26 protein-coding genes are annotated in these 25,862 nt (G+C 68.7%); 10 read left to right on the top strand and 16 right to left on the bottom strand.

Translation table 11 applies throughout. The annotated features are described in order from the left end of the window. Nucleotide 1: 1 nt before the first annotated feature. A complete protein-coding gene (locus G6N61_RS22450; RefSeq protein ID WP_163921248.1) occupies nt 2–1,342 on the bottom strand; it encodes a carotenoid oxygenase family protein in 1,341 nt (446 codons plus the stop codon). 206 nt (nt 1,343–1,548) lie between these two features. Between G6N61_RS22450 and G6N61_RS22445 the strand changes: the two genes are divergently transcribed. The 4 genes from G6N61_RS22445 (at nt 1,549) to G6N61_RS22430 (ending at nt 5,469) form a co-directional block, all read left to right on the top strand. Then, nucleotides 1,549–3,102 carry an NCS1 family nucleobase:cation symporter-1 gene (locus tag G6N61_RS22445; protein WP_163921245.1) on the top strand — a complete coding sequence of 518 codons (1,554 nt, stop codon included), beginning with the start codon at nt 1,549–1,551 and terminating at the stop codon, nt 3,100–3,102. A gap of 60 nt (nt 3,103–3,162) precedes the next feature. Beyond that, the gene (locus tag G6N61_RS22440) at nt 3,163–3,699 is read left to right on the top strand and encodes a PadR family transcriptional regulator (protein WP_235887256.1); all 537 of its coding nucleotides are present in this window, start codon (nt 3,163–3,165) and stop codon (nt 3,697–3,699) included. A 96-nt stretch (nt 3,700–3,795) separates the two neighbouring features. After that, nucleotides 3,796–4,509, top strand: coding sequence for a PadR family transcriptional regulator (locus G6N61_RS22435; protein WP_163921239.1), 714 nt, complete (start codon nt 3,796–3,798; stop codon nt 4,507–4,509). A gap of 102 nt (nt 4,510–4,611) precedes the next feature. Then, nucleotides 4,612–5,469 carry an oxidoreductase gene (locus G6N61_RS22430; RefSeq protein WP_179973504.1) on the top strand — a complete coding sequence of 286 codons (858 nt, stop codon included), beginning with the start codon at nt 4,612–4,614 and terminating at the stop codon, nt 5,467–5,469. 49 nt (nt 5,470–5,518) lie between these two features. Here G6N61_RS22430 and glpK read toward each other — a convergent pair whose 3' ends face one another. Further along, nucleotides 5,519–7,036 carry a glycerol kinase GlpK gene (glpK, locus tag G6N61_RS22425; RefSeq protein WP_163921236.1) on the bottom strand — a complete coding sequence of 506 codons (1,518 nt, stop codon included), beginning with the start codon at nt 7,034–7,036 and terminating at the stop codon, nt 5,519–5,521. Nucleotides 7,037–7,064: 28 nt separating this feature from the next. Between glpK and G6N61_RS22420 the strand changes: the two genes are divergently transcribed. The 3 genes from G6N61_RS22420 to G6N61_RS22410 are packed head-to-tail and all read left to right on the top strand — an operon-like array spanning nt 7,065 to nt 10,054. Beyond that, the gene (locus G6N61_RS22420) at nt 7,065–7,829 is read left to right on the top strand and encodes a class I SAM-dependent methyltransferase (RefSeq protein WP_163921233.1); all 765 of its coding nucleotides are present in this window, start codon (nt 7,065–7,067) and stop codon (nt 7,827–7,829) included. A 9-nt stretch (nt 7,830–7,838) separates the two neighbouring features. After that, nucleotides 7,839–9,329 carry a glutamate-cysteine ligase family protein gene (locus G6N61_RS22415; RefSeq protein WP_163921230.1) on the top strand — a complete coding sequence of 497 codons (1,491 nt, stop codon included), beginning with the start codon at nt 7,839–7,841 and terminating at the stop codon, nt 9,327–9,329. Nucleotides 9,330–9,361: 32 nt separating this feature from the next. After that, complete coding sequence (locus tag G6N61_RS22410) at nt 9,362–10,054, top strand: class I SAM-dependent methyltransferase (protein ID WP_163921227.1); 693 nt, start codon at nt 9,362–9,364, stop codon at nt 10,052–10,054. Here G6N61_RS22410 and egtE read toward each other — a convergent pair. From egtE to G6N61_RS22360, 10 genes are all read right to left on the bottom strand, one after another. After that, nucleotides 10,051–11,175, bottom strand: a complete 1,125-nt coding sequence (egtE, locus tag G6N61_RS22405) for an ergothioneine biosynthesis PLP-dependent enzyme EgtE (RefSeq protein ID WP_235887667.1) — start codon at nt 11,173–11,175, stop codon at nt 10,051–10,053. The genes G6N61_RS22410 and egtE overlap by 4 nt on opposite strands. Then, on the bottom strand, nt 11,124–12,089 hold the full coding sequence (gene egtD / locus G6N61_RS22400) for an L-histidine N(alpha)-methyltransferase (RefSeq protein ID WP_163921221.1): 966 nt from the start codon (nt 12,087–12,089) through the stop codon (nt 11,124–11,126). Before egtD ends, egtE begins: the two co-directional genes overlap by 52 nt. Next, nucleotides 12,090–12,782 carry an ergothioneine biosynthesis protein EgtC gene (gene egtC / locus G6N61_RS22395; protein ID WP_163921219.1) on the bottom strand — a complete coding sequence of 231 codons (693 nt, stop codon included), beginning with the start codon at nt 12,780–12,782 and terminating at the stop codon, nt 12,090–12,092. Then, nucleotides 12,775–14,049 (bottom strand): ergothioneine biosynthesis protein EgtB, encoded by a 1,275-nt coding sequence (gene egtB, locus G6N61_RS22390; protein ID WP_163921217.1) that lies wholly within the window; start codon nt 14,047–14,049, stop codon nt 12,775–12,777. The genes egtC and egtB overlap by 8 nt, the downstream gene beginning before the upstream one ends. Then, nucleotides 14,046–15,329, bottom strand: coding sequence for an ergothioneine biosynthesis glutamate--cysteine ligase EgtA (egtA, locus tag G6N61_RS22385; protein WP_163921215.1), 1,284 nt, complete (start codon nt 15,327–15,329; stop codon nt 14,046–14,048). The genes egtB and egtA overlap by 4 nt, the downstream gene beginning before the upstream one ends. 134 nt (nt 15,330–15,463) lie before the next feature. Then, nucleotides 15,464–16,105: a sensor domain-containing protein gene (locus tag G6N61_RS22380; RefSeq protein WP_235887255.1), complete on the bottom strand. Its 642-nt coding sequence runs from the start codon at nt 16,103–16,105 to the stop codon at nt 15,464–15,466. Between the two features lie 2 nt (nt 16,106–16,107). Further along, a complete protein-coding gene (locus G6N61_RS22375; protein ID WP_163921212.1) occupies nt 16,108–16,548 on the bottom strand; it encodes an organic hydroperoxide resistance protein in 441 nt (146 codons plus the stop codon). Nucleotides 16,549–16,624: 76 nt separating this feature from the next. Further along, entirely contained in the window at nt 16,625–17,152 is a 528-nt protein-coding gene (locus G6N61_RS22370) for a hypothetical protein (RefSeq protein ID WP_235887254.1), read from the bottom strand. A gap of 206 nt (nt 17,153–17,358) precedes the next feature. Next, on the bottom strand, nt 17,359–18,810 hold the full coding sequence (locus G6N61_RS22365) for a catalase (protein ID WP_163921211.1): 1,452 nt from the start codon (nt 18,808–18,810) through the stop codon (nt 17,359–17,361). A 103-nt stretch (nt 18,811–18,913) separates the two neighbouring features. Further along, nucleotides 18,914–19,396, bottom strand: a complete 483-nt coding sequence (locus G6N61_RS22360; RefSeq protein WP_163921209.1) for a hypothetical protein — start codon at nt 19,394–19,396, stop codon at nt 18,914–18,916. A gap of 153 nt (nt 19,397–19,549) precedes the next feature. Between G6N61_RS22360 and G6N61_RS22355 the strand changes: the two genes are divergently transcribed. Then, nucleotides 19,550–19,723 (top strand): CsbD family protein, encoded by a 174-nt coding sequence (locus G6N61_RS22355; RefSeq protein WP_163921208.1) that lies wholly within the window; start codon nt 19,550–19,552, stop codon nt 19,721–19,723. Nucleotides 19,724–19,781: 58 nt separating this feature from the next. On the opposite strand, the gene G6N61_RS22350 is transcribed toward G6N61_RS22355, so the two are convergent. Genes G6N61_RS22350 through G6N61_RS22340 form a run of 3 tightly spaced genes read right to left on the bottom strand, consistent with a single transcriptional unit; the run spans nt 19,782 to nt 23,243 of the window. After that, entirely contained in the window at nt 19,782–20,894 is a 1,113-nt protein-coding gene (locus tag G6N61_RS22350) for a DUF4185 domain-containing protein (protein WP_163925021.1), read from the bottom strand. A gap of 49 nt (nt 20,895–20,943) precedes the next feature. Further along, nucleotides 20,944–21,978, bottom strand: coding sequence for an aspartate-semialdehyde dehydrogenase (locus G6N61_RS22345; protein ID WP_163921205.1), 1,035 nt, complete (start codon nt 21,976–21,978; stop codon nt 20,944–20,946). Beyond that, complete coding sequence (locus G6N61_RS22340; RefSeq protein ID WP_163921193.1) at nt 21,978–23,243, bottom strand: aspartate kinase; 1,266 nt, start codon at nt 23,241–23,243, stop codon at nt 21,978–21,980. Before G6N61_RS22340 ends, G6N61_RS22345 begins: the two co-directional genes overlap by 1 nt. A 111-nt stretch (nt 23,244–23,354) precedes the next feature. On the opposite strand from G6N61_RS22340, the gene G6N61_RS22335 reads away from it, so the two are divergent. Beyond that, nucleotides 23,355–23,957 (top strand): nitroreductase family protein, encoded by a 603-nt coding sequence (locus G6N61_RS22335; protein ID WP_163921190.1) that lies wholly within the window; start codon nt 23,355–23,357, stop codon nt 23,955–23,957. Between the two features lie 4 nt (nt 23,958–23,961). Here the strand turns inward: G6N61_RS22335 and G6N61_RS22330 are convergent, their stop codons facing one another. Next, entirely contained in the window at nt 23,962–24,414 is a 453-nt protein-coding gene (locus G6N61_RS22330) for a hypothetical protein (protein ID WP_163921187.1), read from the bottom strand. Nucleotides 24,415–24,599: 185 nt separating this feature from the next. Here G6N61_RS22330 and G6N61_RS22325 point away from each other — a divergent pair, with 185 nt between their 5' ends. After that, a complete protein-coding gene (locus tag G6N61_RS22325) occupies nt 24,600–25,853 on the top strand; it encodes an ammonium transporter (protein ID WP_163925020.1) in 1,254 nt (417 codons plus the stop codon). The last annotated feature ends 9 nt before the right edge of the window (nt 25,854–25,862 follow it).

The raw sequence follows: 25,862 nt of genomic DNA, 5'->3' as shown, positions 1-25,862 counted from the left end.
GTTAGCTGGAGATCCAGTTTCCGTGAAAGCCGTACGGCACCCGGGTGGGCAGCTGGATACGGGCGACCGGCGCACCTGCGAAGTCGGACGCGTCGAGGATCACGAGGTCGCTGCCGTTGCGCGCGGGGTCGTACACGTAGCCGAGGTAGTACCCGTGGGTCTCGTCGGCCGACCCCGCGGCGGGCACGAAGACCGCTTCGCCTGGCCCGCCGTCACCGAGGTCGTGTGCCACGGCACTGCCGTCGCCGAGGTCGTGGCGTACCCACCCGTTGTCGCCGACCGACACCGCGTACCGGGCGGGCAGCCCGGTGAGCCGATCGTCGATGCGCGGGAATTCGACGGAACGGTCGTCGAGCTGACGCTCGCTGACCCGGCCCGATTTCAGGTCGACGGTCCACGACCACAGCACGGCGTCGGTGTCGAATCCGCCGTTGTTGCGCCACAATTCGGGGTAGCGGACGGCCTGCAGCACGATCCCGCCGCCGTCCGGCGTGTCGTGGGCGTTGGCGACGTGGAACACGTAGCAGGGGTCGATCTCGAACCAGCGCACCTCGCCGAACGGATCGTCGCGGCGCATCACGCCGAGTCGGGCGCCGTACTCGTCGTCCCAGCGGAAGGGCATGTCGCCCTCCATGGCGCGCTCGGCGTTGAAGACGATCGGCAGGTCCATGAACACGACGTGGTTCGCGGTCAGCGCGAAGTCGTGCATCATCGTCAGCGCCTTGACCTCCAGCGGCCGGTTGATCGTCAGCTCGCCGTCAGCGTCGGCCCGGTGGTAGGTGACGTGCGGTTCGAAGATGTTGCCGTAGCCGAAGAAGTGCAGCTCCCCGGTCGTCGGGCAGATCTTGGGGTGCGCGGTCATGGCGTCGACGAGCTTGCCGCCGAAGTCGTAGGCGCCGACAGTCTCGAGGTCGTTGGTGATCTCGTATGGCAGCGACGATTCCACCAGCGCCAGCGTCTTGCCTGCGTGGTTCACGACGTGGGTGTTCGCGACACTGGAGCGCAGGTTGCGCGTCCCGTCCTCGCGGTAGAGCGGGAAGTCCTCGATGAAGCTGTCGGTGCGCACCCACCGGTTGCGGTACCACTTCGCTCGCCCGCCCTCGATGCGGACGCCGTGGATCATGCCGTCGCCGGTGAACCAGTGCCCGCCGGCCTGCCGCGGGTTGGGGCCGTTGCGCAGGTACCACCCGTCGAGGTCGGCCGGAATGGCGCCGTCGACGGGTAGGTCGTACTCGGTCAGCTCGTCGTCGACGGGCGCGTAGTTGCCGACCTGGAAGAACTCGCCGGGCGATGGCTGGTCGTCGGCGACCGTGGACTGGACGCCGTCGTGGGTGTCGGTCATGTGTGGGCTCCTGAGGCTGTACAGAGATCGCGCCACGAGCATCACACTCCACTAATGACATGTCAATGGTGATATGTTGAGGAAGCAGGCGGCCGAGCCGGTTTCGTCTCTTGGGCAGTCCAAAAATATCTCCGGCGAAATCGCGGTGAAACACACCGCGGCTACGTTCCGTTCATCGCCCCGCCAGATGGACAGGAAACAGCGACATGACAGAGATCCGGGACCTCCCGCCGAGCGCCGTGGTCGGCGCAGGCGACATCGTCGAAGCCGCAGGCCATCCCGTGGGTGGCGGCCTCATCAAGGAGCACTACGACCCACGGCTGACCAACGAGGACCTCGCGCCACTGGCCGAGCAGAAGTGGTCGACCTACAACATCTTCGCGTTCTGGATGTCCGACGTGCACAGCGTCGGCGGGTACGTGACCGCGGGCAGCCTGTTCGCCCTCGGGCTCGCCAGCTGGCAGGTGCTGATCGCCCTGCTCGTCGGCATCGTCATCGTCTACTTCCTGTGCAACCTGGTCGCGAAGCCGAGCCAACTGGCCGGCGTGCCGTACCCGGTGGTGTGCCGCAGCTCGTTCGGCGTCCTCGGCGCGAACATCCCAGCCATCATCCGCGGTCTGATCGCCGTGGCCTGGTACGGCATTCAGACCTACCTCGCCTCGGCCGCGCTCGACATCGTCCTACTCAAGCTGTTCCCCGGGTTGATGCCCTACGCCGACGTCGAGCAATACGGCTTCACGGGGCTCTCGCTGCTCGGATGGTGCAGCTTCACGCTGCTGTGGATCCTGCAGGCGGCCGTGTTCTGGCGGGGCATGGAGTCGATCCGCAAGTTCATCGACTTCTGCGGCCCCGCCGTCTACGTCGTGATGTTCATCCTCTGCGGCTACCTGCTGTGGAAGTCCGGCTGGCACGTGAGCCTCTCCCTCGGCGGCGAGAAGCAGGGCAACACACTGGTCGTCATGCTCGGCGCCATCGCGCTGGTGGTGTCGTACTTCTCCGGCCCGATGCTGAACTTCGGCGACTTCGCCCGCTACGGCAAGAGCTACCAGGCGGTGAAGAAGGGCAACTTCCTCGGGCTGCCGGTCAACTTCCTGGTGTTCTCGCTGCTGGTCGTGGTGACCGCCGCAGCCACCGTCCCGGTGTTCGGTGAACTCATCACCGACCCGGTCGCCACGGTTGCGAGGATCGACAGCGTCACGGCAATCATCCTGGGCGCCTTGACGTTCACGATCGCCACCATCGGCATCAACATCGTCGCCAACTTCATCAGCCCCGCATTCGACTTCTCCAACGTCAGCCCGCAGCGCATCAGCTGGCGCATGGGCGGCATGATCGCCGCCGTCGGCTCGGTGCTGCTGACCCCGTGGAACCTGTACGGCAACCCCGAGGTCATCCACTACACGCTGGAGACCCTCGGCGCGTTCATCGGCCCACTCTTCGGCGTGCTGATCGCGGACTTCTACCTCATCCGCAAGCAGAAGATCGTCGTCGACGACCTCTTCACGATGAGCAAGACCGCCAACTACTGGTACTCGAAGGGTTACAACCCGGCGGCCGTCGTCGCCACCGTGGTGGGCGCGGTCCTGGCAATGGCGCCCGTGCTCCTCGGCGGCGTGGTCTTCGGCATGGCCGGTGCGGCGCAGTACAGCTGGTTCATCGGGTGCGGCGTCGCGTTCGGCCTCTACTCTCTGCTCGCGACGCGCGGGCCCTGGCGGCTGACGGCGCTGCGGGTGGCAGAGGGAGCGACGCTGGTCTCGTGACCCGACACGCGTGCGGCCCGACATTCCAGGATTGGAATGTCGGGCCGTACGCTTTTCGGGGTGAGTCTTCGCTACGCCGCCCTCGGCCTCCTCGCCCAGCACCCTGGCAGCGGGTACGACCTGCTGAAGCGTTTCGAGCGGTCGGTGGCCAACGTGTGGCCCGCAACCCAGAGTCAGCTCTACGGGGAGTTGAACAAGCTCGCCGACGCTGGGCTCATCGAGGTCGCCGACATCGGCCCGCGCGGCCGCAAGGAGTACCGCGTCACCAACGCCGGTCGCACGGAGCTGCGGCGGTGGATCGGCGATCCCTCCGACGACCCGCCGCTGCGCAGGCCCGATCTCCTTCGCGTCTTCCTGCTCGGCGAACTCTCGCCGGCAGCCGCCCGTCGATACGTCAGGACCTTCGCCGAGCACGCCGCGGCCGAACTCGAGCGTCTCGAGCAGCTGCGCGACTCGGTGCCCTGGAGTGATGACGACGCGAACTTCTACGGGCGCGCAGCGCTGGAATTCGGCCTGCGTGACGCCGCGATGGAGGAGCAGTGGGCGCGCTGGTTGATCACCGCTCTGGACGCTCGTATGCCCGCCGGGGACCGCTAAGCGGGAATCCGACGTTGCATCGCGATAGTTTCCGATATATCGTCAACGTATCGGAAGCGCGATCGGCGTTTCCCGCCCCAGAAAAGGACACCCCCCATGAACACCCCATTCACACCTCAAGACGGCCCCTTCGGCCGACCCTTCGGCTTCGGTCCGACCGACAGGCGCGCCCTGCACGAACACCGCCGCCAAGCCCGGCGCGACTTCCGCGACCACGTCCGCGAACACCGCGGCGAGGGCTTCACCCCCGGCGGCCCGGGCTTCGGCCCCGGCTTCGGATTCGGCGGCGGCTTCGGCCCCGGCGGCCCCGGATTCGGGTTCGGACCCGGCGGACGCGGCGGTCGGCGTGGCGGCCCGCGTGGCGGCGGTCGCGGTAGGCGCGGCGACGTCCGCGCGGCGATCCTGACGCTGCTGGTCGAGCGGCCGATGCACGGTTACGAGATGATCCAGGAGATCAACGAGCGCAGCCAGCAGCTGTGGAAGCCCAGCCCCGGCTCGGTCTACCCCACGCTGCAACTGCTGGTCGACGAGGGCCTGATCGTCTCGACCGAGTCCGACGGCAGCAAGAAGCTCTTCGAACTCACCGACGACGGCCGGGCCACCGCGGAGAAGATCGAGACCGCCCCGTGGGACGCAATCACCCAGGACGCCGACCCCGGCGCCGTCAACCTCCGCAGTGCGGTCGGCCAGCTGATGGGCGCCGTCGCCCAGTCCGCCCACGCCGCATCGCCCGACCAGCAGCAACGCGTCGTCGACATCGTCAACAACGCCCGCCGAGAGATCTACCAGATCCTCGGCGAGACGGAGTAATCGCGTGATTCGTGGAGCATTTCCTGCGCTCACCGCGGGTGATACTCCACGAATCACCACCAAAGCGGAATAGGTCCAGCGGGAAGGGCGTAGGAACTGATTGTGCAGACCACCTTCCCGCTGGGCTCGTTCACCGTTCACCGCGTCGGCTTCGGCGCCATGCAGCTGCCGGGGCCCGGCGTCTTCGGCCCGCCCCGTGACCACGATCAGGCGATCGCCGTCCTGAAGCGCGCCGTCGAACTGGGCGTCGACCACATCGACACCGCGCAGTTCTACGGCCCCGACGTGGCCAATCAACTCATCCGCGAGGCGCTCTACCCCTATCCCGAGAACCTCGCGCTGGTCTCGAAGGTGGGCGCCCGACGCGATGACGAGGGCAACTGGACGTCGGCTCAGGAGCCCGACGATCTGCGCGCCGACATCGAGCACAACCTCCGCGAACTCGGAGTGGACAAGCTCGCCGCTGTGAACCTCCGCATCCACTCCGGTGACCCGAACGCGGTCGGACCCGTCGACCGCGACCTGTTCGACCGGCAGCTCACCGCGATGATCGCCGCCCGCGACGAAGGGCTCATCGGGGGCATCGGCCTCAGCAGCGTCTCGGTCGACCACCTGCGAATCGCGTTGGACCGCACCGAAATCGTGACGGTGCAGAACGCCTACAACCTCGTTGACCGCAGCTCGCAGCCGGTGCTCGACCTCACCACCGAGCACGGCATCTCGTTCGTGCCGTTCTTCCCACTGGGGTCCGGCTTCAACGCCGACAACCCGGTGCTCGGCAACCCCGCGGTCAAGAAGGCCGCCGCGGACCTCGGCCGCACCCCCGCCCAGATCGCCCTGGCGTGGACCCTGTCGGTCGCGCCTAACGTGCTGCTCATCCCCGGCACGTCGTCGGTGGCGCACCTCGAGGAGAACCTCGCGGTCGCCGACATCGAACTGCCCGAGGACTTCGCGCCCTAGGCGATTCGTGCACGCTCGGGCGCGCCTGGCGCAACGGAGCGTGCACGAATCACTCGACGTCGACCCAGTCCAGCGTGCGCGTGACGGCCTTCTGCCATCCCGCGTAGCCGGCGGCACGCTGGTCGTCGCTCCACGACGGCGTCCAGCGCTTGTCCTCCTGCCAGTTGGCGCGCAAATCGTCGGGGCCAGACCAGAACCCGACGGCCAGACCGGCGGCGTACGCCGCACCCAGGGCAGTGGTCTCGGCCACGACGGGCTTGACCACGTCGACGCCCAGCACGTCGGCCTGGATCTGCATGCACAGGTCGTTGGCGGTGATGCCGCCGTCGACCTTGAGCACCTCGAGGTGCACGCCGGAGTCGGCCTCCATCGCGTCGACGACGTCGCGGCTCTGGTAGCAGATCGCCTCGAGCGTCGCGCGCGCCACGTGGGCGTTGGTGTTGAACCGCGACAGCCCGACGATGGCGCCGCGCGCGTCCGACCGCCAGTACGGCGCGAACAGGCCGGAGAACGCGGGCACGAAGTACACGCCGCCGTTGTCGTCGACCTGACGCGCCAGCGACTCGCTCTGCGCCGCACCGCTGATGATGCCGAGCTGATCGCGCAGCCACTGCACGGCCGAGCCCGTCACGGCGATCGAACCCTCCAGGGCATAAACGGGTTTCGCGTCGCCGAACTGGTAGCAGACCGTGGTGAGCAGACCGTTGCGCGACCGAACGATCTTCTCGCCGGTGTTGAGCAGCAGGAAGTTTCCGGTGCCGTAGGTGTTCTTCGCCTCGCCCGCACTCAGGCACACCTGCCCCACCATCGCCGCCTGCTGGTCGCCCAGGATGCCGGTGAGCGCCACCTCTCCGCCGAGCGGACCGTCGGCGAGCGTGGTGCCGTAGGACTCCGGGCACGACGACGCCTTGATCTCCGGCAGCATCCGGCGCGGGATGTCGAAGAACGACAACAGTTCGTCGTCCCAGTCCAACGTCTCGAGATCCATCAGCATCGTGCGGCTGGCGTTGGTGACGTCGGTGACGTGGACACCGCCGCGCGGCCCGCCGGTGAGGTTCCACAGCACCCAGCTGTCGGCTGTACCGAACAGCGCGTCACCCTTCTCGGCGTCGGCGCGCACGCCGTCGACGTTGTCGAGGATCCACTGCACCTTGCCCGCGGAGAAGTACGTCGCCGGTGGCAGCCCGGCCTTGTCGCGGATGACGTCGCCGCGCCCGTCGCGAGTCAGCGCCGACGCGATGCGGTCGGTGCGGGTGTCCTGCCACACGATCGCGTTGTAGTAGGGACGGCCGGTGCGCCGGTTCCACACCAGCGCCGTCTCACGCTGGTTGGTGATGCCCAGCGCCCCGAGGTCATCCGACGTCAGCTTGGTCTTGTTCAGCGCCGACATGATGACCGACGCGGTGCGTTCCCAGATCTCGACGGGATTGTGTTCCACCCAGCCGGCCTGCGGCAGGATCTGGTCGTGCTCGAGCTGATGACGGCCCACCTCGGCGCCGTCGTGGTCGAAGATCATGCACCGGGTGCTGGTGGTGCCCTGGTCGATGGCCGCAATGAAATCGGGCACGCGCGCTCCTTCTGGCTAGGGGTCCATCATGGACTACATGACCTCGCGCACAGTCGGCATCAAGGACATCGCCCGCATGCCGCGCGGCGGCCCGAAGGCGTCGTGCCTGGACCGGGTGCTGCAGACCGGTAGGCAGGAGTACCTGGATCGAGACGACGTCGATCCCGCCGTCAAGCGCAGCGTGGTGCGTGCCCTGGAACTCACCGGGGAGTGGTTCGGCAACCACGAGCGGTTCGCGGCCATCGCGCTCGACGAAGTGGCCGAGGTACCCGACCCCCGCATCGTCGAACTGGGCGCGGGCCACGGCGGGTTGTCGGCGAAGCTGCTCGAGATGCACCCCACCGCCCAGCTCACCGTGACCGACGTGGAACCCGACTCCGTCGCCGCGATCGCCGCGGGCCCGCTGGCCGAGGACCCGCGCGTGACCGTGCGCGAGATGGACGCCACGGCGATCGACGCGCCCGACCGCCACTACGACCTGGCGGTGTTCGCGCTGTCGTTTCACCACCTTTCGCCGACGGCGGCGGCCGCGGCGATCGGCGAGGGCACCAGGGTGGCCGACAAGCTGCTGATCATCGACCTGCCGCGACCGCCCGCCCCGCTGCACCTGCTGCGACTTGCGACGATGCTGCCCTTGGCGCCGTTCGTGCCGTTCGTGCACGACGGGGTGATCAGCTCCCTGCGCACCTACAGTCCCTCGGCGCTGCGGGCGCTGGCCGACCACGCAGGGGCCGACGTGGAACTGCGTGGCGGGCTGATCAGTCCTCAGGTGGTCGTCGCGACTCGCCGCTAGGCTCACCTGATGGGCGAAGACGTCACCCGAACAGCGTTCAGCAGGGCGCACCGCCGGGACTACCGGCGCAAGGTCCAGCTGTGCCTCGACGTGTTCGAGACCATGCTCCAACAGTCGAGCTTCGAGTTCGAGCGGCCGCTGACCGGCATGGAGATCGAATGCAACCTCGTCGACGGGGAGTACCAGCCCGCGATGACCAACTCCGACGTCCTCGCCGCGATCGCCGATCCGGCGTATCAGACCGAATTGGGCGCGTACAACATCGAATTCAACGTTCCTCCCCGCCCGCTGCCGGGGCGGTCCGGCCTCGAGCTGGAGAACGAGGTCCGCGCGAGCCTGAACGCCGCGGAGACGAAGGCCGACGACAACGGAGCGCACATCGTCATGGTGGGCATCCTGCCCACGCTCATGCCCGAGCACCTCTCGGGTGACTGGATGAGCGAGTCGACGCGGTATCAGGCGCTCAACGACTCGATCTTCACCGCCAGGGGTGAGGACATCATCATCGACATCGCGGGCCCGGAGCGGCTCAGCCTGGAGACGGCGACCATCGCGCCCGAATCCGCCTGTACGAGCATGCAATTGCACCTGCAGGTGTCGCCTGCCGACTTCGCGCAGAACTGGAACGCCGCGCAGGTCGTGGCCGGCCCGCAGCTGGCGATGGGCGCCAACTCCCCGTTCTTCTTCGGCCACCATCTGTGGGCCGAGACGCGGATCGAACTGTTCGCCCAGGCCACCGACACCCGGTCCGACGAACTGCGCACCCAGGGCGTGCGGCCGCGGGTCTGGTTCGGCGAACGATGGATCACCTCGATCTTCGACCTGTTCGAGGAGAACGTCCGCTACTTCCCGTCGCTGCTGCCCGAGATCTCCGACGAGGACCCGGTCGCCGAACTGGCCGCGGGCCGCACGCCGAAGCTCGCCGAACTGCGCCTGCACAACGGCACCATCTACCGGTGGAACCGGCCGGTGTACGACGTCGTCGGCGAGGGCGACGCCGCCAAGCCGCACCTGCGGGTGGAGAACCGGGTGCTGCCTGCTGGGCCGACCGTCATCGACATGATGGCCAACGCCGCGTTCTACTACGGCGTGCTGCGGGCGATGTCGGAGGAGGAGCGCCCGATCTGGACGAAGCTGAGTTTCGCTGCGGCCGAACACAACTTCCTCGCCGCCGCGCAGTACGGCATGGACGCCAGGCTGTACTGGCCCGGCGCGGGCGAGGTCACGCCCGACGAACTGGTGCTGCGGAAGTTGCTACCGATGGCACACGAGGGGTTGCGTCGCTGGGGTGTGGCGACCGAGGTGCGCGAGCGCTTCCTCGGCGTCATCGAGGGCCGCGCCAAGGCGGGCCGCAACGGCGCGGTGTGGCAGGTCGAGACCGTGCGCGCGCTGCAGGAGCGCGGGCTGGCGCGGCCGCAGGCACTGGCGGAGATGCTGCGGCTCCACTGCGAGCGGATGCACTCCAACGAGCCCGTGCACACCTGGGACGGGCCTACGTAGGACAGGGCCCAGGCGGGCGTACTTTGGAGGCCATGAGCGACTCCATGAACCCCGAGGTGTTGGACTGGGACAGCGCATACCGCGGCGAGGGCGAGATGCCCGGCCCGCCGCCGTGGAACATCGGCGAACCGCAGCCCGAACTGGCCGCTCTGATCCGCGAGGGCAAGGTGCGCGGCGAGGTCCTCGACGCCGGATGCGGGCACGCCGAACTGAGCTTGGCGCTCGCGGCCGCCGGCCACACCGTCGTCGGCATCGACCTGTCCCCCACCGCCATCGAAGCGGCGAAGCAGGCTGCGGCAGAACGCAATCTGACCAACGCCACGTTCGTCGCCGACGACATCACCAAGTTCACCGGCTTCGACGGCCGGTTCACGACGATCATCGACTCGACGCTGTTCCACTCCCTGCCCGTCGAGGGACGCGACGGCTACCAGCAGTCGATCCTGCGCGCGGCCGCGCCGGGCGCCACGTACTACGTGCTGGTCTTCGCCAGGGGCGCCTTCCCCGGCGAATGGGAGACCAAGCCCAACGAGGTCGACGAGGCAGAACTGCGCGGCTCGGTCGGCAAGTACTGGGCGATCGCCGACGTGCGGCCCGCGTTCATCCACGCCAACGTGATGACCGCTCCTCCGGGCGTGGACCTTCCACTACCCGAGCATCCGCGAGATGACAAGGGGCGCATGAAGTTCCCCGCATTCCTACTGACCGCGCACAAGCCCGGCTAAGACAGCTCGGTCAGCGCCCGCGCGAGCAGTTCGAAGTCGTCGGGTGTGACGTCGACGTGCGGCGACACCCGCAGGGCAGGGGCCGTCATCTCCCGCGGTGCCCGCTCGACGCCGGCGTAGGTCGTGACGATCCGGTACTCGGCGATGAGGCGGGACCGGACCACCTGCGCGTCGACGCCGTCGGGTGGGGTCAGCGTGGTGATGGCGCTCGGCTCGTCGACTGGTTCGACCACCCGCCAACCGGCGACGCCGTCGAGTGCCGTCCTGGCCATCGCACCCACCTCGGCGAGGCGCGTGCGGATCGGCTCCGGACCGGTCGCCACGTGCTCACCCAAGGCCAGCGAAAGTCCAACGTGGGCAGCGACGTTCGCCTCGGCGTGCGCGATCCTGGCCAGCAGCTCCTCCGACAGCAGCCCCGGCCGGGTCGCCAACAGCCCCACGCCACGTGGACCGGCGGCCCACTTGCGCGACGCCGTGTACACCGCGTCGGCACCCATGTCGCGGCAGTCCACGTGTGCGAACGCCTGCGCGGCGTCGACGAGCAGCGGGATGCCGTCCGCGCGGCAGGCCGCCGCCAGCTCCGCCACCGGCTGCACGATGCCTCGGTGACTGCCCAGCGGGGTCAGGTGCACCAGGCCGGGCGGCTCGGCAGCCAGCACTTTCGTCGCCGCCGCCGCATCGAGCCGACCCGACGAATCGACGGGCAAGGGGCGCACCTCGAAGCCGTGACGCGCCATGGTCAGCAGATTCGGACCGAACTCCCCCGGTAGGCAGGCCAGCGTCCGCTCGCCACGCCAGTCGCCGAGGAGCAGATCCAGGGCGTGCCCGGCGCCCGTGGTGAACACGACGTCGGCGGGCTCGTAACCAGTGAGCGCACCGACCGCGGTGCGCCCGGCCTTCAGCACGGGTGCTGCCGCCTCGGCCGCCACGTACCCGCCGACCTCGGCCTCATGCCGCGCGTGCTGCGCGGTCGCCTCGATGACTGCCAGCGTCTGCCGGGAACAGGCTGCGCTGTCGAGATGGACTCCCGCCACTGCCGGACGGGCGGCGCGCCACTGCTCGCCGAGGCTCACCTGCTCGACAGGGACAGGCCGAAGTCGCCTGCGGGGTCGGTCCACCAGTGCGTGCGCCGCAGGCCCGCCGCGGCCAGTTCGGCCGTCACCTTCTCGGGCCGGAACTTCGACGACACCTCGGTGAGCATCTCCTCGCCCGCGGCGAAGTCGACGTCGAGGTCGAGCGCCCCGATGCGAACGTGCTGCTCCGTGCGGGCTCGCAACCACATCTCGATGCGCTCCTCTCCCGCGTTCCACCGCGCCACGTGCTCGAAGGCGGCCAGGTCGAAGTTCGCGTCGAGTTCGCGGTTGACGACCGACAGCACGTTCAGGTTGAACTTGGCGGTGACGCCCGCGGCGTCGTCGTAGGCCCGCTCCAGGCGCCCCACGTCCTTGATCAGGTCGGTGCCCAGCAGCAGCGTGTCGCCGGGTGCCAGGGTGTCGGCGAGCGCGGCGAGGAAGTCCGCGCGCGGGCCGGGCGTCAGGTTGCCGATGGTGGAGCCGAGGAACACGACCAGCCGCCGACCGCCCGGCGGGATCTTGCCGAGATGCTCCTCGAAGTCGCCGCACACAGCGTCGACGTCGACGCCGGGGTACTCGGCGGATACCGCCTCGCCCGCGGACGTCAGCACGCTGGCGTCGACGTCGAACGGGATGAAGCGCCGCAACGATCCACCATCGCGCATCGCGTCCAACAGGATTCGGGTCTTCTCCGAGGTTCCGCTGCCCAGCTCGACGAGGGTGTCGGCCCCGGATGCCGCGGTGATCTCGGCGGCGCGGGCGCGCAGGATCTCTGCTTCCGCACGGGTCGGGTAGTACTCCGGCAGCCGGGTGATCTGGTCGAACAGATCGCTGCCGACGGCGTCGTAGAACCACTTCGGCGGCAACGACTTCGGCGATCCGGTCAGCCCGTCGCGCACGTCGCGGCGCAGGGCCGTCGCGGCGGCGTCCGCAGCCAGGTAGTTGGCCAGCGTGATCGACATTCAAGATCCTCTCAGAGCGGTCAGGGTCAAGCCGGTGTCGCGATCGACCTCGACGAGGTGCCGGTCGGGCACCTCCTCCCACGCGGGGTCGTCGTCGTACGGTTCGCTGGCCACGACGACACCGTCATCGCGCCGCAGCACCGACAGCGTGTCGCCCCACGTCGTGGCGAGCAGCCGAGATTCGTTGCCCGCGATGATGTTCAGTCGCCCGTTGGGGTCGGCGGCGCCGACCTCGGCGATCGTGTCGCCGAGGGCGTCGAGGCCACGATCGAAGATCAGTGCCGCGAGCAGCGCACTGTCCACCGTCGACTCCGCCTTCGCCGACAGTGGCAGCACCCCGCGATCGACGACGCCGTTGTGCGAGAGCAGCCACGTGCCGTCGGTGAACGGCGCCGACGCCGACGGCTCGATGGGCATGCCGATGGTGGCCGAGCGGACGGCGGCCACGATGGACCCGCTGCGCAGCGCAGGCGCCACCGATGCGAACGACGCGTCACCCCACATCGGAGCCGCACTGCGCCAACGCCTCTCATCAGGACCGTCGAAGAAGCCGACACCCCACCCGTCGGCGTTCACCAGGCCGTGCTTCTGCCTGCGCGGCGCGTAGGACTGCACGAGCAGCCCGTGCGGTCGGTCCAACACCAGCGATGCCACGGTCACGGGCTCGCCGAGCCAGCCGAGGTGTCTACACATCCCAGGCCAGCCGCACGCCGGAGAAGATCTGTCGTCGGATCGGGTGGTCCCAGTTGCGGAAGCTGGGCCGCAGGATGCCGGGCGCGACGGCCCACGAGCCACCCCGCAGCACGCGATAGTCGCCGCCGAAGAACGGCTGGGTGTACTGCTCGTAGAGCATCGGCGTGAACCCGGGCCACGGGCGGATCGACGAAGTCGTCCACTCCCACACGTCGCCGAGCATCTGCTGCGCGCCGTACGCCGACGCACCGGCCGGGTAGGCGCCGACCGGCGCCGGGCGCAGCGCACCACCCCCGAGATTCGCCAGCGCCGCGGTGGGTTCGGATGCGCCCCAGGGGAATCGGCGTCGCGCGCCCGCGACGGGATCCCATGCGCACGCCTTCTCCCATTCCTCCTCGGTGGGCAGGCGCGCTCCCGCCCAGGCGGCGTAGGCCTCCGCTTCGAAGTACGTGACGTGCTGGACGGGCTCGTCGGCCGGGAGCTGCTCGACGCGACCGAATCGGGTCCGCGTTCCGTCGGCGCCCCAGAACTGCGGGGCCGTCAGGCCTGCGGCCTCGCGGTGCTGCCAGCCGCGCTCGGACCACCACCGGCGTTCGCGATAGCCGCCGTCGGCGATGAAGTCGGCCCACTCCGCATTGGTGACGGGCACGGTGCCGATCCGGAACGACGCGACGTCCACGACGTGCGCGGGCCGCTCGTTGTCGAGTGAATGCGGCTCGGTGACCGCGTCGACGCCGAGCACGAACGGTCCTCCGGGCACCAGCACCGAGGTGCCCGCCAGGTCGGGCCTGCCCGTGGGCAGCGGCGCACCCGAATCGAGCAGCGCAGGTCCCGTTCGCAGATTGAGCGCCTGCAGCATCGTCTCGCCGTGCTGGTTCTCGTGGCTCACGACGAGCCCGAAGTCGAACTCGTCGGCGTCGGCGGGGAGCGCATCGAGGCGGTCGAGTGCCTTGCCGCGCACCGTCGAGCAGTAGGACCGCGCCTGCGCGGGTTTGAGCAACGGGAGGTCAACGCGGCTTGCCCGTGGGTTGGAAAAGGCGTCGTAGCAGCGCTCGACCCCGGGCTCGAGCATTCCGGGTCGCCGCGGATCGTTGCCGCGAAGCAGCCACAGCTCCTCTTGCCAGCCGATGTGCGCGAGGTCCCACACCAGCGGGCTCATCAACGGGTCGTACTGGCGGTGCAGCTCGTCGTCGTCGAACTCGACCAGTCGTAGCGTGCGCTCGCGCGCCAGGGTGAGGTCGCGGGCCAGGGTCTCGCGCGTACTCACGGGTCGACTCCATTCGCCATGGCGGTGACGGCCCCGCCGATGCCGCGGGCGACCACGCTGTCGGCGAAGTCGTCGGCGGGGCTGCGGCCCTGCTCGACCTGCTCCAGCAGGCGCGTCATTGCCGGTCGCAGCTCGTCGGGGGCACGGTCGGCGGCGGCCCGGACGCACCGCACGGCGGCCTCGTGCAGCCGCCGGTCACCGAGGCCCACCTGGGCAGCGCGATCCCACGCCGTGGCGACGGTCTCGGTGGCGTCAGCGGCTATCGCGGCAGCGGCCGGATCGTCGAGGAGCGTGACGAGTGTGAACACCACTGCAGGCCACACCGTGTCGGGCACGCTGTCGAGATATCGGATCTCTAGGAATCCACGGGGTCGTACCGGCGGGAACAGCGTGGTGAGGTGGTAGTCCACGTCGGCCTCGGTAGGGCGCCTGCCGCCGAGCAGGGTGGTGCCGTCTGCCCATTCGGCGAACGGCACCCATTCGGTGACCGCGACGGCCTCAGGGGTGTGCACCAGCATGACGGGCGCCTTCAGCGCGTAGCGGGTCCAGTCGTTGACGGGATCCTCGTCGTTGGCGCCGAGGATGGGCCCGCAGCGGGCCGAGTCCAGTCGGCTCCAGACGTGCTGACGGGCGCTGCGCCAGCCGGTGAACTCGCCGCCGAGCAGCGGCGAGTTGGCGGTGATCGCGATCATCGTGGGTCCCAGCGCATGCGCCAGCCGGACCCGTTCCGCCCAGCCGTCGCGGGGTCCGGCGTCGACGTTGACCTGGACCGACGCCGTGGAGGTCATCATGGCCGCGCCGGCGTCGGCGGTGCCGCTGGCCGAGAAGAATTCCTCCATTGCCCGGTAGCGGCCGCCGGGGTTGACGCGTTGCGCCGGCCGTAGGGGGTCGGCGCCCAGCAGGACGAGGCCGAGGCCGCGGCGGCGGAACGCGTCGACCAGGACTCGCCGGTCGGCACTCATCGCGTCGATGGCGGCAGGCGCGTCGGACAGCGGTGGGCCGGACAGCTCGACGGCGCCGCCCGGCTCGACGGTGATGGCACTGCCGCCGGGCAGGACGGGAACGGTGGCGATGACGTCGCTCAGTTCCTGCCAGCCTGGGCGTCGCATCGGATCCGTGATGTCGTAGCAGTGCGCCTCGATCTCCAGTCCGACGGTGCCCACTGGGCCGTCGCGAAGGGAGTCACCACCGATGTAGAGGGCGGCCCCGTAGGCGTCGGTGAATCCGGCGCCGGTTCGCGGCGTTCGTGGTCCGGGCACGTCGGCCTCGGCGGTGGTCATGAAACCATCCCCTCTGCGAAGCGCGGACTGCTCGGCTTCGCCGTCGCCATGCCCACCATCTTGGACAACGACACCGACAGAGTCGCGTGAATTCCCATGTGCGTTGGGCATGAATTCACGTACTTCGGTGGCCGCTATTGGCCGAGCGCGTTCTGCATCGCGCCAGCCAGGACGTTCACCGCGGGTCCGCCGTTGCCCGGTTGGCACACTTTCGCTTGTAGCAGAACGTTCTCGCGCAGCCGGGTCTGGACGAAGCACCGCCGGTCGGTGCCCGTCTCCTGCTTGACCCACGCGGCGTCGTTGCCCGTGGGCGGGCCGCCGGAGTACGACCAGACCTGGGTCCGGAAGTCCGCCAGGTGCATGGCAGTGGTCTGGCCGTCGCATCCGCGGGTGCGGTCCGTGACGCGTGCGAATGCACGGGCCGCCGCGTCGTTGGTGGCGTACACCCCGACCGCCTGCTTGACCAGATTCGTGTCGTCGTCGGCCGCCCGTTGTGCGACCGCGCCGTTGAACGAGGCGAGGTCCGGGTCGGCGTAGACGTCCGGCAAGCCGATGTCGGCCCAGTCGTTGCACTGCGGCGCGTCGACGTAGAAGCTCTGCACGGGTGCGGCGAACGTGGACTCCCACGTCATCCTCGCGCCGACGATGTTGCCCACCGACCCCTTGCCCATCACTGCGTAGTTGACGACGCCCGGATCCGACGGGCGGGCAGCGGCGGGCGCCGCGGTGACGATCAGGCCGAGGACACCGGCGAGGACGGCGATGGCGCCGCGCACGGTCAGACCTTCGCCGACAGCGAGACGTCGATGTTGCCGCGGGTGGCCTTGGAGTAGGGGCAGACTTCGTGGGCCTTGGCCATCAGGTCGTCGGCGGCGTGCTGCTCGAGTCCGGGCAGGTAGCCGATGAGGTTGGCGGTCAGGCCGAACCCACCCTCGGAGTCCTTGCCGAAGCCGATCTGCGCGGTGATGCCGCTGGCGTCGTCGATGGAGATCTTCTCGTTGCGGGCGACGAGTCGCAGCGCGCCCAGGAAGCAGGCCGACCAGCCGGCCGAGAAGAGCAGTTCGGGATTGACGCCCTCGCCGCTGCCGCCCATCTCCTTTGGGGGCCGCGTGTCGAGGTCGATCTTCTGATCGGTGGACTTGACGTGGCCGTCGCGGCCTCCGCCGGTTGCCGTGGACTCTGCCGTGTAGACGACTTCGATGCTCACGCCATCGATCATGCCGAGTTCGGTCGGATAGCGAAAGTGAGGGGGGTGGTAGGTCAGAACACCGTCAGGGCGGGCGGCGCTGGGCGGGCTAGAAAACGGTGAGCGTGCAGTACGTCCGCGCGGGCGAGGGGTAGGGCCATGCGAACTGCCCCGCTTCGGCCGGGCACGCCTGGTGGTCGCGCACGTCGAGTCGCTGGGTTATCTGAACCAGCAGACCGTCCTGGCCCCGTTCGGTGCAGTCGGCACGCTGCACGACGCCGATCGGCATGTCCAGGACGTAGCAGTGGTTGGCGACGAGGTTGGGTACCAGGCACAGCCGCGCCGTGGTCGGGTCCGCCTCCGAAAGGTGTTGGTACTCCTTGCTCGGGCAGAGGCCTGCGTCGTTGGCGGTGGCGCCCACCGTGTAACTCGCGTCCACGCTGCAGGGCACCTTCTCGGCCCGCAGGGATCCCACCGCGTCGGGGGTGCTCGCCGGGATCTCGACGCAGTCGCCCACCTCGAAGACGTCCATGCTGGCGCGGGGCAACGGTTCCGGGCGGAGGCCACAGCCGGCCGCCATGGCGACGACCGCGACCGCGACGGCGATCCAGAAGCGGGCGTGACGGGAGCACGTCATGGTTAGCGACACTCTCACGAAGAGACGCCGTATGCCACAGGAACATCAAAGTTCTCAATGGTCCCACAGACCACACGAGAATTACAGCATTGCGATTCGTGGGCGTGTCACGCGGGACCACCCCTCCCGCCGAAACTGCTGGGAGATCGCGATTTCGGAGAGAAACGCGATCTCCCCGCAGTCTCGGCGGCGGGTGAGACGAGGGCTCAGCCCTGGCCGGACCGCACGCCTTCCTCGACCTTCTTGCCGAGATCGGGGTCGACGTTGCGCCAGTACTCGAACACCCGCGACAGCACGGGCTCCTTCACGCCGTCGGAGACGTGGCCGATGATGTTGCTCGCCAAGCGATCTCGCGCTTCGTCGTCGAGCACCTCGCGAACCAGGGTGCCCGCCTGACTCCAGTCGTCGTCCTCGGCACGCGGCGTGTAGGCCGCGCGCACCATGTCACCGTCGGAGGCCCAGTGCGCCTCGGCAACCCGCCGCGGATCGTCGGCCACCGGCCCGCCCATCGAGTTCGGCGTGTACACCGGGTCGGTCGCGAGCTTCATGCGCATCGCGCCGTCCTTGGAGTAGGCGTTGACCTCGACCTTGGGTTCGTTGACCGGAATCTGCTTGTAGTTCACGCCAAGCCGCGCGCGGTGCGCGTCGGAGTAGGAGAAGCCACGCGCCAGCAGCATCTTGTCCGGTGACAGGCCCGTACCGGGAACCACGTTGTTGGGCTCGAACGCCGCCTGCTCGATCTGGGAGTGGTAGTCGACGACGTTGCGGTCGAGCGTCATCCTGCCGACGTCGATCAACGGGTAGTCGGCGTGCGGCCACACCTTCGTCAGGTCGAACGGGTTGATCCGGTAGGTCTTGGCGTCCTCGAACGGCATGATCTGCATCTTCAGCGTCCAGGTCGGGTGGTCGCCCGCCTCGATGGTGTCGTAGAGGTCGCGCTGGTGGTAGTCGGCGTCCTCGCCGGCGAGACGGTCGGCGTCCTCCTGGGTCAGGAAGTCGACGCCCTGGTCGGTCTTGAAGTGGTACTTGACCCAGAACATCTCACCGGCGGCGTTGATCCAGCTGTACGTGTGGCTGGAGTAGCCGTTCATGTGCCGCCACGTCTTGGGGATCCCGCGGTCGCCCATCAACCAGGTCACCTGATGCGCCGACTCGGGAACGAGTGTCCAGAAGTCCCACTGCATGTTGTGGTCGCGCAGGTTGTTGGCTGCCATGCGCTTCTGCGATCGGATGAAGTTCTGGAACTTCATCGGATCCTTCATGAAGAACACGGGCGTGTTGTTGCCGACGAGGTCGAAGTTGCCCTCGGTCGTGTAGAACTTCAGCGAGAATCCGCGCGGGTCGCGCCAGGTGTCTGGGCTGCCCCTCTCCCCCGCCACCGTGGAGAACCGGGCCAGCATCTCGGTCTTCACGCCGGGTTGGAAGACCGCGGCCTTGGTGTACTGGCTGACGTCGTTGGTGACCTCGAAGTGCCCGAACGCTCCGCCGCCCTTGGCGTGCGGTTGACGCTCGACGATGCGCTCCCGGTTGAAGTTCGCCATCTGCTCGATCAGGTAATGGTCTTGCAGGAGGAGCGGACCGTCCGGTCCCACCGACAGCGAGTGCTCCAGGCTGGGTACCGGTGCACCCGAGTCGGTAGTGGCGATCTTCTCGGTCATGTAGTTCTCCTCTTGGCGGGCGGCTTCCGGGCTGGGCCGCAAAAGGACACCTGGGGTATCCGCAGCGCGAATACCCCAGGACCGGGTCATGGGAAACCGTCGCTCAACGTGGCGGTGTCGGGGCCGTCGACGACGGCGACTGGCCGGGCGCGCCCGGGTTCTCCCCGCCCGGGGTACCGGGGCCACCCGGGCCGAACGGACCGAAGCTGCCACCGGGTCCGCCAGGGAAGACGAAACCGGGGCCGGGCCGCACCATCGGACCCATCGGCATACCCGGCGGCGGCCCGCCGCGGTGCATCATGACGTCACCACGGCCGAGTCCACCACCGTGTCCCCCGGAGTGGGCGCCCAGCATGAAGCCGGTGCCGAAGATGACCGCGACGATGAACACGACGCCTGCGACGATGCCGACCCATGCGGCGATCAGCGGCACGCGTCCGTTCCTGCGCGGCGGCTCGGTGGCGTAGACGGTCGGTGGCGGGCCCACGTGCGGCGGGGGCCCCACCGGCGTGATCGGGCCCGTGACGGGTTCTGTCGCGGACTGGGAAGACGAGGCGGCCGGCGCGACCGGCGTTGCATCACTCATGGCTTCGATCGTGGCCGTCACTGCCATGCGTGGGTTCTGAATCACCTTTGAAAACCCTGTGAGCACGGTCCCAGCCGGTTTCGGCGCGACGGCTTCGAGGTACACGGTCGGCACGCCCGGTGAACATCGGGCTGTGAGACTAAGGAGTCAAACATGAGCGCACTGGACAAGGCCAAGAACAAGGTCGACGACCTCGGTGGCCAGGCCAAGGAAGGCATCGGCAGCGCCACGGGCGACGAGAGCACCAAGAACGAGGGCAAGGCCGATCAGGTCAAGGCCAACCTGAAGGATGCCGGCGAGAAGGTCAAGGACGCCTTCAAGAAGTAGGCATTCTCGACAGTTCGATTTCGGCCCGCCACCCACCCGGTGGCGGGCCGAATCGCGTCTAGGGCTTCAGCGGGTTGACCGCGAACTGGATCACCCGATACGGCGCGTTGTCGGCCTCGGGCTGGGTGTTCCACTGGCTGACGAACACCCTGACCTCGTCCGGCGTGGACCCCGGTGAGATGTATCCGCCGTACGGCTGGGCGAGGCTGTTGTCCGACGGCGGCGGTAGCTCCTCGGCCCGATCGGGCCACGAGGCGGCCCGCACCACGGTGGTGACGGGGGCGGCGCCCAGACCCGTCGGATCGTCGGCCACCCGCATCTCGATGTTTCCCGTGGAGGCGTTGAAGTACGACAGCACGGTGCGGCCGTCGATCTGACGCACGCTCATCTCGCCGACCGCGTCGGGCCACAGCGGGGTGGGGCGCCTACCCCAGCCGCCGTCGGCACCGGGCAGTCCCGACCACGCCTGCCACGCGCTGCGGTCGGTGAAGTCCTGCGGCCTCGACCGGTACAGCTCGACGGGCTGGCTGCGATCGAAGTCGTTGGCGACGACGTACACCCACCCGCGCTCGGAGTCCGGCTTGGGGATCGGGTCGTAGTAGCCGCTGATCTGCGACTGCCGACCCTCGGCCCACCCGACGTCGCGCTGCGATCCCGGCACCGTCGGCCAGCTGCCCCGCGACGGCAGCGCCTTCACCAGCCGCGAGGTCGCGGGCACCAGGTCCCTGGTGGTGGTGACCAGCATGTAATTCTCGCGGTTGATCGACACGATTCCCGCGGGCAGCTGCGACGTGCCGGGCGCCGAGCGGTCGGCCAGCAGCGGCTCACCGACACCGGTGACGCCGTCGTAGCGCACCCCGGTCGGGTCGTCGATCGAGTCGGTCTCGACGTGCAGCGCAATGGGCGACCACCAGCCGCCGAAGCCCACACCTTGGCCGGCGAAGCTGTCGCCGCAGACCTGCAGGATCCCGCTTGGGAACTCCATGAACTCGCACAGATCGGTCGCGCCGATCCCGTAGTCCTTCGTGGGCGTGCCGGTCCCGGCGGCGGGCCCGATGCGAATCACCTGACCGGGCGCCAACGGCGGCAGCGCAGGCCCGGGGACCGGCGCAGCTGGATCGGCGTGCGCGGGTGCGGCGACCAGCAGCAGAATGCCGAACGTCGACTTCAGCCACGCCACGACGCCCCACCGCGTGACCCGAACCGACACTCGGCGCAGCTCAGAGCTGGGCGGCGAGCAACTCGGCGATCTGAATGGTGTTGAGCGCGGCGCCCTTGCGCAGGTTGTCGCCGGAGACGAACAGCGCCAGGCCGCGGCCGTCGGGCACGCCCGGGTCCTGCCGGATCCGGCCGACGAGCGAGTCGTCCGCACCCGCCGCCGCCAGTGGTGTCGGGACGTCGCTGAGCGTGACTCCGGGTGCGCTGGCGAGCAATTCGCGAGCGCGATCGGGACTGATGGGCCGCTCGAACTCGACGTTGATCGACAGCGAGTGGCCGGTGTAGACGGGCACGCGCACGCAGGTGCCGCTGACCAGTAAATCCGGGATGCCGAGGATCTTGCGACTCTCGTTGCGCAGCTTCTGGTCCTCGTCGGTCTCCCCCGAGCCGTCGTCGACCAGTGAGCCGGCCAGCGGAACGACGTTGAAGGCGATGGGCGCCACGTACTTATCCGGCGCCGGGTAGGTCAGGGCCGAACCGTCGTGCACGAGTTCGCGGCTGCCCTCGACGACCGCGGTCGCCTGACCGAAGAGTTCCTCGACGCCTGCGAGTCCGCTGCCGGACACCGCCTGGTAGGTCGACGCGATCATCCGCACGAGGCCCGCTTCGTCGTGCAGCACCTTGAGCACCGGCATCGCGGCCATGGTGGTGCAGTTCGGGTTGGCGATGATGCCCTTGGGCCGATTCGCGGCATCGCGTTCGAAGTTGACCTCGCTGACGATCAGCGGAACGTCGGGATCCTTGCGCCAGGCCGACGAGTTGTCGACGACGACCGCACCTGCCGCGGCGAACCGCGGCGCCTGCACCCGCGACATCGTCGCGCCTGCCGAGAACAGCGCGATGTCCAGACCGCTCGGGTCGGCGGTCTCGCTGTTCTCGACCTCGATCTGCTGGCCGTGGAACTCGAGCTTCTTGCCCTCGGACCGCGCCGAGGCGAAGAACCGCACGCTGGTGGCCGGGAAGTCGCGCTCCTCGAGGAGGCGACGCATCACCTGACCGACCTGGCCGGTGGCACCCACTACGCCGATGCTGACCATCAGATCCCACTTCCCGCGTATACGACCGCAACCTCTTCGCCGCCCAGGCCGAAGGCTTCGTGCAGCGCGGCCACGGCCTTGTCCAGCTCGGTGTCCTTGACCAACACCGAGATTCGGATCTCGGAGGTGGAGATGAGGTCGATGTTCACGCCGACCGCGGCGAGTGCCTCGCAGAACGTGGCGGTCACGCCGGGATGGCTGCGCATGCCTGCGCCGACGAGTGACACCTTGCCGATGTGATCGTCGTAAAGCACTGCGCTGAAACCGATGTCGTCCTTGAGCGCCGTCAGCTTCGCCACTGCGCCGGGTCCGCTCTCCCGCGAGCAAGTGAACGTGATGTCGGTCTTGCCGTCCTCGACCTTGCTGATGTTCTGCAGCACCATGTCGATGTTGACGTCGGCGTCGGCAACGGCGCGGAACACCTGGGCCGCGTAGCCCGGAACGTCGGGCAGGCCGACGACGGTCACCTTCGCCTCGCTGCGGTCATGGGCTACCCCGGTGAGAATGGCGTCTTCCATGGGGATGTCCTCCATCGATCCTTTGACGAGCGTGCCCGGCTTGTCCGAGTACGACGACCGCACGTGGATCGGAACGTCGTACCGGCGGGCGTATTCCACGCAGCGCAGCATGAGCACCTTCGCACCCGCCGCGGCCATCTCGAGCATCTCCTCGAAGCTGACGGTCTCGAGGTGCCGCGCGTTGGGCACGATCCGCGGGTCGGCGGTGAAGATGCCGTCCACGTCGGTGTAGATCTCGCAGACGTCGGCGTTCAATGCCGCGGCCAGCGCGACGGCGGTGGTGTCCGAGCCACCGCGGCCGAGCGTGGTGACGTCCTTGCTGTCCTGGCTCACGCCCTGGAAACCGGCGACCAGCACGATCAGGCCCTCGTCGAGCGCCTCCCGGAGCCGGCCCGGTGTGACGTCGATGATCTTGGCGTTGCCGTGGGTGCTGGTGGTAATGACGCCGGCCTGCGAGCCCGTGAACGACCGCGCTTCGGCGCCCAGCGAGGAGATGGCCATCGCGACGAGCGCGTTGGAGATGCGCTCGCCCGAGGTGAGCAGCATGTCCATCTCACGGGCCGGGGGCGCGGGGCTGACCTGGCGCGCGAGATCGAGCAGGTCGTCGGTGGTGTCGCCCATCGCGGACACGACCACGACGACGTCGTTGCCCGCCTTCTTCGTCTCGACGATGCGCTCGGCGACGCGACGGATCCGGTCGGCGTCGGCCACCGACGATCCGCCGTACTTCTGGACGACGAGCGCCACTATCGAGCCTTCCCTGGGTCCCTACCGAGTTTCCCGTCAAGGATAAGGGGTAATGGCATCCGGTTTTCCTCCACAGCCGGCCGGGCTCCCCCGCGGGTAGCGTGAATCACCGTGACTGCGCGCCCCGCCGACCGGACTGCCCGGACGCGGGTGCCGATCCACCGGGAACTCGCCGACCGCTGGAGCCCGCGGGCCTTCGACGCCGACGCGACCGTGTCCACGGTCGAGGTGACCGCGCTGCTCGAGGCTGCCCGTTGGTCGGCGACGTGGGGCCACCGGCAGCCGGTCCGCTTCGTGGTGGGGCTGCGCGGCGACGACACGTTCGGCGCCTTGGCAGCGACGCTCAAGCGCGGGAACTCCTACGCCCACGCCGCGGGCCTGCTGATCCTGGTCTGCGCCGACGAGGGCGACGACGAGAAGACCGCGCTGTACGCCGCGGTCGACGCCGGGGCGGCGATCGCCAACCTCACCGCCGAGGCCGTGTCCCGCGGGTTGGTCGCACACCCGATGGCCGGCTTCGACGCCGACGCGGCAAGCGCGGCCTTCGCAGTACCCGCCGGAGTCCGCCCGCTCGCGGTCGTCGCGGTTGGCTCGCTGGGCGACTACGCGACGGCTGAGCCCAAGGTCGTCGAGCGGGACTCGCAACCGCGCGAACGGCTATCTCTCGAGCAGATCGCCTTCTCGGGCACGTGGGGCAGCGCGGTCGTCCTGTGACCGGTCAGGAGCAGGCGGCCGACAGCTCCGCGAGCTTGTCGGAGACCCGGGCGTTGGTCGCCTCCATCTGATACATCTCCGGCGGCGTGGGCGCGCCGGGTGCCTGCGACTCGGCCTTGGCCCGCAGCTCGGGCAGTCCGCGGACGAATTCGTCGGCGAGGATCGCGAGGTCGGTGCTGGTCTTCGCCAGCTCGGGCGAGGTGACCCGCTGCGCCCGCTCGGCCAGCCCGTCCGCCCACGCCTGGTAGGCGATGTCGTCGGTCGCGGTCGGCAGGCCCTCGTTCTCCGACAGCCGCGACGTGATCCGCTCGGTCTGCTCCGCGTTGAACGCCAGCAGGTCGGCAACCGGACGGCACTCCTCGGACGGTCCCGAGAAGAACGTCCGTGACACCACCAGGGCGATCAGGGCAACCACCACGACGCCGATTGCGATCCACCATCGCCGATCCAGGTTCACCGTCGGCACTCTAGGCGTCCCAGATCGCCTGTCAATTTCCTGCCGCCGCACTGTCGTTACGTGCTCGCAACACCAGAAGACTTTCCGTGTAACAGAAACAACGGTTACTGCCAGTGAACGGCCTACTGATCGGCCGCCTCACCGAGGGGAATCATCACGATGGACGGAGTTTCTCGATGGACGTAGTGGACACGGGCACCACGGCTTTCATGCTGTGTTGCATCATCGGGCTCACGCTCATGATCCCGGGCCTTGCGCTGTTCTACGGCGGCATGGTCTCGGTCAAGAGTTCGACCAACATGATGATGATGACGTTCGGAGCGGTCGCCGTCGTCGGCGTGCTCTGGGTGCTCTTCGGCTTCTCTATGGTGTTCGGCACCTCGTACGGCGGCTTCGTCGGTAGCTTCACCGAATTCGCCGGCATGAAGGACCTGCTCGAGACGCAGACGACGATCTCCGGGCTGCCGGTCAGCTTGTTCGCACTGTTCCAGGCCCTGTTCGCCGCGATCACCGTCGCCCTGATCTCCGGTGCGGTCGCCGACCGCATGAAGTTCGGCGCCTGGATGCTCTTCGCCACCGTGTGGGCGGTGCTGGTCTACTTCCCCGTCGCGCACTGGGTGTTCGCGTTCGACGGCGTCGTCACCGAGGACTCCGTCGGTGGCTGGATCGCCAACAGCCTCAAGGCCATCGACTTCGCGGGCGGCACGGCCGTCCACATCAACGCGGGCGCCGCTGCGCTGGCCGTCGCGATCGTGCTCGGCAAGTCCGCCATGTTCGGCCAGCTGCGCAAGCCGCACAACGTCCCGCTGACGCTGCTCGGCGCGGGCCTGCTGTGGGCCGGCTGGTACGCGTTCAACGGCGGATCGGCCCTGGCCGCGGGCAACTCGGCCGCCATCGTCATGGTCACCACCTTCGTCGCCACCTGCGCTGCCACCCTCGCGTGGTTGGCCGTGGAGAAGATCAAGGACGGCCACGTCACGGGCGTCGGCGCGGCATCCGGTGCCATCACCGGCCTGGTCGCCATCACCCCCGCCTGTGGTGCCGTCACCCCCGTGGGCGCCATCTTCGTCGGCGCGATCGCCGGGGCGATCTGCGTCTACGCCGTGGGCCTGAAGTCGAAGTTCGGCTACGACGACTCGCTCGACGTGGTCGGCGTCCACCTCGTCGGCGGCGTGGTGGGCACCCTGTTGATCGGCTTCTTCGCCAGCGAGAGCATGCCCAACGCCACCAACGGCCTGTTCTACGGCGGCGGGGTCGAGCAGCTGTGGAAGCAGGCCGTGGCCGCGTTCGCCGTGATGGCGTACTCGTTCGTGGTCGCGTTCGCGATCGCCTTCGCCATCAAGAAGACGATCGGCATCCGCGTCGCTCCCGAGGACGAGGAAGCCGGCATCGACGCCAAGTTCCACCGGGACTCGTCCTACGACATGGCCGCCAGCTAGCCGATGCCC

Origin of the sequence: Mycolicibacterium arabiense (assembly GCF_010731815.2) — a bacterium.
In the GTDB taxonomy this organism is placed as follows: domain Bacteria; phylum Actinomycetota; class Actinomycetes; order Mycobacteriales; family Mycobacteriaceae; genus Mycobacterium; species Mycobacterium arabiense.
This window is presented reverse-complemented; position numbering and strand designations above follow the sequence as displayed.